The sequence below is a fragment of the Bacillus sp. JJ783 genome, from assembly GCF_036963225.1.
GTDB lineage: Bacteria > Bacillota > Bacilli > Bacillales > Bacillaceae_G > Bacillus_A > Bacillus_A cereus_U.
The window spans coordinates 397-6,335 of record NZ_JBALMG010000259.1 but is presented as its reverse complement, the minus strand read 5'-3'; the positions used below and the strand labels follow the sequence as shown (position 1 = coordinate 6,335).

Genomic DNA, 5,939 nt, shown 5'->3' with positions numbered 1-5,939 from the left:
ATAAAAGAAGAAGATTTAGATGAATTTAAAATAACATGTAGAAATCGTTTAAGTCCAGAGGCTACTGTAGGTTTTATGTTAGGTTCAATCATATACACCTCATTAATAATGTTAGGTGTAATTTATGGTTTGATGAAATTTGGTTGGTCAGTATATCCTAGTTTACTAGATGAAACAATTATTAAAATAGAGTTATGTTTGTATAGCATACAAATCATTTTTCTTATTGTATATTTATTTCCCAAAGCTCGTTTTAAATTGCAAAAGTTACAAGCTATAGTTATATTGTTATATGCACTTCAACTTGCGACTATCGGATTTGTAACAGTAGTTGTTTCGATTATTTTCGGTTATTCAAATGATCGTGTTACATTGACTTATGTAGCCTTATTATTGTTAGGAGCTTTTATTATTCATATTCTTACAACAATTAATACCTTTAAGCAAGCTAGCGAAGGCGCATTTAGTAAGTGGGAAAATTCAGTTTCATTTTTTAGTAAAACAAAAGATTTTTTAATGATTGCTTCTATATTATATGTATTAACTCTCTTAATCTTAATTTATATTAATAATGATTATACGATGGAGCAAATAGGTTGGTATTCTGTATTGACCCTTATACTGTACGCGGTGGCCATAGGTGCAGCAGAGTTCCAATTATTAGTCTATTGTAGATTTAAGTTTCCGTCATTTTATATTTCGTGGGAGGAACATAAAAGAGAACGTCAGAAAAGACTAAAGATGTATGAAGAGAAGGAAAAGAAGAAAACTAAAGAAAAAAATAAGTTTTGCGTCGAAATGAGGAAAGATGAATGCTTAAAATAAAGGAAGAAGATTTAGGTTTTTTCAAAATTGAAAATAAAAATCGATTAAGTCCGGATTATATAAGAATCTTTTATGGGGGAGTTTTTGCATATACTTCTATACCCATGCTTATTATGTTTTTAGCTTTTTTGTTGAACGGTGACAAGATTTCTCTAAATCCTTTTGAAAAGATAGTTGTACAAACTGAGGTTAAGTTGTATGTTTTGGAGTTCATTTTTTTAATATTATTCATGTCTAAAAAGATTGCTTTTAAATTACAGAAACTACAAACAATCGTAACTGTATTTTATGCTTTTCAGTTAGCGACATTACCTTTCATAGTTATGGTTGTTGAAGGAATATATGATTTTCCATGTGACAATAAAACATTGGTTTATATTGGTTTAATACTATTAGGGGCAATCTGTACGCACATTGTAGCTACAATTGATGTTTTTAAACAGGCAAAACATGGAGGATATAAATTGGAAGGACCGGCTGTCTCGTTTTTTACTGATATGAAATTATATTTATTAATTGGGATGATAAGTTGTGTAGTAGTTTTGCTTATATTAATTTTCTTAAACCTTAATTATGCATTTGATGAAATGGCAATTTATGTGACACAAACAATAATATTATATACATTTGCTGTAGTATCAGCAGAATTCGTCCTATTGGTGTATTGTCGCTTTAAATTTCCATCATTTAATATTACGTGGGAACAACATGAAAAGGAACGCCAAGAATTTATAGCAAATAGAAAAAGAATAAGAGAGAAAGAGCAAAAGCGAAATAAAAACTGAAATGATAATTGTAAATAATAGTAATAGATTGTTTTTTCATGGTGGAAGAATCTATTTGTGAAGAATTAAAACATTGTATAAGGGTTAGTGATTATGAAAGTTCACTATAAGCATTATCGCTTTTAAATTTAATAAGCATCACTCAAATTGTAAAAAAGGATGATTGGCTGTTGTCAGCTATCGCACTTAGAAATTAAGTAATTCATAGTGATATATACCCAAAAATTAGCTAGAGGTGTGTAACTAGATGTGGGATGTAAAAGAAGAAAATTTAGAAAAGTTTAGGATGATATGTAGAAGGCGTTTAAGTCCAGAAGGTGCTTTAGGTTTTATGATAGGAACAATAGTGTACGTTTCAGTTATGATGTTTTTTCTTATTGGTACTTTAGTAACCTTTGGTTGGGACTACTATACTAGTTTATTTGAGAAAACAATTGTTAAAATTGAACTTGTGCTATATAGCTTGCAAATAATTTTTTTAATTCTATATTCATTTCCAAAAGCTCGATTTAAATTTCAAAAGTTTCAAACGATTGGTGTGTTATTATATGCATTTCAATTAGGTACGATATTATTCACGGCTTTAATTCTTCCTGGAATGTCTGATTATACAATCGACGGAATTACATTGGTATATGTAGGTTTCTTATTTATAGGAGCAGTGATTGTTCATATTGTGACAACGATTGATACGTTTAAACAGGCAAGTGAAGGTGCATTTAGTATGAATGAAAGATCTGCTTCCTTTTTTAGTAAAACAAAAGAAACTATGATGAAAGTGGCTTCAATATACGCATTAATCCTACTTATTTTGATTTATTTTCATAATGATTATGCGATTGATACTTTGATTGGATATGTAATAGGTACGGTTTTACTGTACACTGTAGCCGTTGGTGCAGCAGAATTCCAGCTATTGGTGTACTGTAGATTCAAATTTAAATCATTTAATATGACTTGGGAAGAAAATGAGAGAATGCGTGGGAGAACTCGAAAACAAAATGAAAAATTCAAAACGAAAAGTAAATAATGGTGAAATAGAATTTAAGTGTATGAGAATTATTTAAACTATATAGAAGGTGAAAAAGCTGAATGTGGAATATAAGAGAAGAAGATATGGGTCTTTTTGAAATTGAAAATAGAAATCGATTAAGTCCGGATTATATAAGAATCTTTTATGGGGGAGTTTTTGCATATACTTCTATACCAATGCTCATCATGTTTTTAAGTATTTTGCTGAACGGTGATAAGATTTCTTTAACACCATTTGAAACATTTTTGGTACGATCTGAGGTAAAGTTATACATTTTGGAGTTGATTTTTTTAATAATTTACATGTCTTCAAAGGTTGCTTTTAAATTACAGAAACTCTAAGCCATCGTGACTTTATTTTATTCTTTTCAGTTAGCAACATTACCATTTATCGTTATGATGGTTGAAGGAATGTTTGATTTTCCTAGTAATAATAAAACGTTAATTTATATTGGTTTAATAATGTTAGGAGCGCTTTGTACTCACATTGTAACTACAATTGATGTTTTTAAAAAGGCAAAACATGGAGGATATAAATCGGAAGGACCAACTGTCTCATTTTTTACTAACGCAAAATTATATTTATCGATTGGAATGACAATTGGTGTAATGGTTCTACTTATATTAATTTTTCTAAATCTTAATTATACATTTAGCCAAATGGCAATTTATGTTGTACAAACAATAATATTATATATATTCGCTGTAGTATCAGCAGAATTCGTCCTATTAGTGTATTGTCGCTTCAAATTCCCATCATTTAATATTACGTGGGAACAACATGAAAAGAAACGCCAAGAATTCATAGCAAATAGAAAAAGAATAATAGAAAAAGAACAAAAGCGAAACAAAAACTGAAATGAAAGTTGTAAATGATACTCGTAAACTTATATTGAAGATAGAATGAATACATTATTCATAAATTAACTAGTAAAGGGAGGAATGTAATATCTTGAATAAAGATTCTAAAGCTGTAAAAAAAGTAAAAGGTTTATTTGAAAGTGTAATAGCACCTATTATCGTTGGGATTATGTTTATCTTTTTAATTCTATATAAAGTAGCAGAGTTTCTGGGGAAATGGCTCATTATCTTGTCAATACCGAGCTTTATTGTTACTATGTTTATTTTTATATACCAGAAAGAATATGGAGGTGTATTGGTTGGTGGGATAGGCTTAATTATAATGCTATCGATGTATTTTGTGTTTGTTAAAAAAAGTAAAAAAGGTTAGTTTAATATCAAAATATTTATTTACTTTCAGTTTGTCTACAAAAATAGAGTTATTACATGATGTTAGAAAAGATGGTGTAATTATATGTGGAATATAAAAGAAAAAGATTTAGATGAATTTAAAAGTACTTGCAAGAATCGCTTAAGTCCCGATTGGGCTACAGGATTTATGTTTGGAACGATGTTTTTTATTTCTTTAATAATGTTTTTTCTTATTGGAGGGTTAATAAGGTTTGGTTGGAGTTATTACCCGACTCTCTTTGATAAAATAATTGTTAGCCTTGAGTTAGTGTTTTATAGTCTTCAAGTAATTTTTTTAATTATTTATCTGTTTCCTAAGATGCCATTTAAATTACAGAAACTACAAACACTTGTGGTACTATTATATGCATTTCAGCTAGGCACTATAACATTTACAATGTTGATAATTCCAGGAATGTCAAATTATTCAATTGATCAAATTACATTAATGTATGTTGGGTTATTATTTTTAGGTGCAGTCATTTTCCATATTTTAGCGACTATTGATACTTTTAGACAGGCAAGTAAAGGGGCATTTAATAAGGGAGAAGAATCCTCTTCATTTTTTAGTAAAACAAAGAGGACTGCAATAAAGTGTGCTGTAATTTATGTGTTAATTCTTCTCATTTTAATTTATGTGCATAATGATTATACACTAAATATTTTAGGATTGTATGCGGGAGGAACTCTAATCATGTACGCGGTAGCCATAGGCGCAGCTGAATTCCAATTATTAGCCTATTGCAGATTTAAATTTCCATCATTTTATATTTCGTGGGAGGAACATGAAAGGGAACGTCAGGAATTCTTAAAGCGTTATAAAGAGAGAGAAGAAAAGAAAGCGAAAGAAATAAAATAAGTTTTGGTTTCTGAAAATTCGAACAGAGTATATAAGCAATTAAGAATTGTATGAAAATCGATGCTATTAAAAATTAAAATATCTTCAATATAATCTGTATGAGTAAATAAATACCGGTAAGTAAAGGTGAACTATATTACTATCAAAATGGGAATGTAATGAACCTAAAAATGCCTAGAGAAATCAACGGGGTGTCAGTATGAAGTTAAAGAAGAAATCTAAGATGATGATAGTTCTGTCAATAGTAGCAAGTTTATTAAGTGGATGTAGTTTTGGAGAGACAAAGATAGAGTATGAGAGATTAGTAAAGGCATTGGATGAAGGTGATATGAAGACGGTTATGTCTGCGAGTGATGATGGGTATGCTTATGTGAAAGAAGAGGTTAGGGATAGCGCGTTTGGGGCGGAAAATGATAATCGCATTAGCGTTGTATATCAAACAACAGGAGGAGTATACAATATTAAAGAAAAAAGTTCTATGGAACAACTTTGCAAGAAATTGCTAGTTCATTAAATAGTGAGCAAAAAAAAAGAAGAGATTGTATATAGAACTAGTATTAAATATGAAGATAATCAATCAAAAAGTCCAGATCAAAATTTGGATGTTTCGAATGTTCGATTTATATTTAATAGATTAAAGGGAATAGATAGTTTAAGACCCAAAAAAGATAAAAAAAGATTTAGTGAGTCATCCAAGGTAACATATTACTTAACCGAATCGGAATTTCAAGAAATAATTAATAATAAGTTAAAGGTGGACTACGAGAAATTTGATGAAGCAATATTATTAATGGAGTTTAGTTCGGCGAAAGATTCAAAAGAAAATCCAATGGAATTCACTACAATAAGCATCACAATGGGATATGAAAAAAAGAATAAAGAAGGCCGATTAATAAGGCATGATCAAAAAATAGCAATCTATTTAAATACTAAAGAAGATAACGATAAAGCTTCTAAAACCCGATATGAGGAGTATGAAAAACAATATTTGAATAATAAGTAATGTATAAAATAAGGGGAAAGGTGTAATTATGGCATGAGTAAAAGGTTAGTTAAAAAAATAGTTATTGTAATGACAGTAACGTTTTTACTAAGCGCGTGCAGTTTCGGGGAAACAAAAATAGAGTATGAGAGATTAGTAAAGGCATTGGATGAAGGGGATATGAAAACGGTTATGTCTGCGAGTG

6 protein-coding genes and 2 pseudogenes are annotated in these 5,939 nt (G+C 29.6%); all 8 read left to right on the top strand.

The window, feature by feature from the left end:
• A partial coding sequence (locus V7038_RS29355; protein WP_335696082.1) for a hypothetical protein occupies positions 1-825 on the top strand: 825 nt, incomplete at its 5' end.
• Positions 813-1,610: a hypothetical protein gene (locus V7038_RS29350; protein WP_016088162.1), complete on the top strand. Its 798-nt coding sequence runs from the start codon at positions 813-815 to the stop codon at positions 1,608-1,610. The genes V7038_RS29355 and V7038_RS29350, both read left to right, overlap by 13 nt.
• A gap of 247 nt (positions 1,611-1,857) precedes the next feature.
• Complete coding sequence (locus tag V7038_RS29345; RefSeq protein WP_059037776.1) at positions 1,858-2,640, top strand: hypothetical protein; 783 nt, start codon at positions 1,858-1,860, stop codon at positions 2,638-2,640.
• Between the two features lie 62 nt (positions 2,641-2,702).
• Positions 2,703-3,500: pseudogene (locus V7038_RS29340) on the top strand (hypothetical protein).
• A gap of 94 nt (positions 3,501-3,594) precedes the next feature.
• The gene (locus V7038_RS29335) at positions 3,595-3,873 is read left to right on the top strand and encodes a hypothetical protein (protein ID WP_002200717.1); all 279 of its coding nucleotides are present in this window, start codon (positions 3,595-3,597) and stop codon (positions 3,871-3,873) included.
• Between the two features lie 84 nt (positions 3,874-3,957).
• On the top strand, positions 3,958-4,752 hold the full coding sequence (locus tag V7038_RS29330) for a hypothetical protein (RefSeq protein WP_335696081.1): 795 nt from the start codon (positions 3,958-3,960) through the stop codon (positions 4,750-4,752).
• A gap of 199 nt (positions 4,753-4,951) precedes the next feature.
• Positions 4,952-5,755: pseudogene (locus V7038_RS29655) on the top strand (DUF3952 domain-containing protein).
• 33 nt (positions 5,756-5,788) lie between these two features.
• Positions 5,789-5,939 (top strand): DUF3952 domain-containing protein (locus V7038_RS29315; protein WP_335696083.1); only part of this gene is annotated, 151 nt, incomplete at its 3' end.

Excerpts from the sequence above, each read along its gene's own strand:
- V7038_RS29350 (WP_016088162.1), top strand. The coding sequence starts at position 813 with ATGCTTAAAATAAAGGAAGAAGATTTAGGTTTTTTCAAAATTGAAAAT.
- V7038_RS29345 (WP_059037776.1), top strand. The coding sequence starts at position 1,858 with ATGTGGGATGTAAAAGAAGAAAATTTAGAAAAGTTTAGGATGATATGT.
- V7038_RS29330 (WP_335696081.1), top strand. The coding sequence starts at position 3,958 with ATGTGGAATATAAAAGAAAAAGATTTAGATGAATTTAAAAGTACTTGC.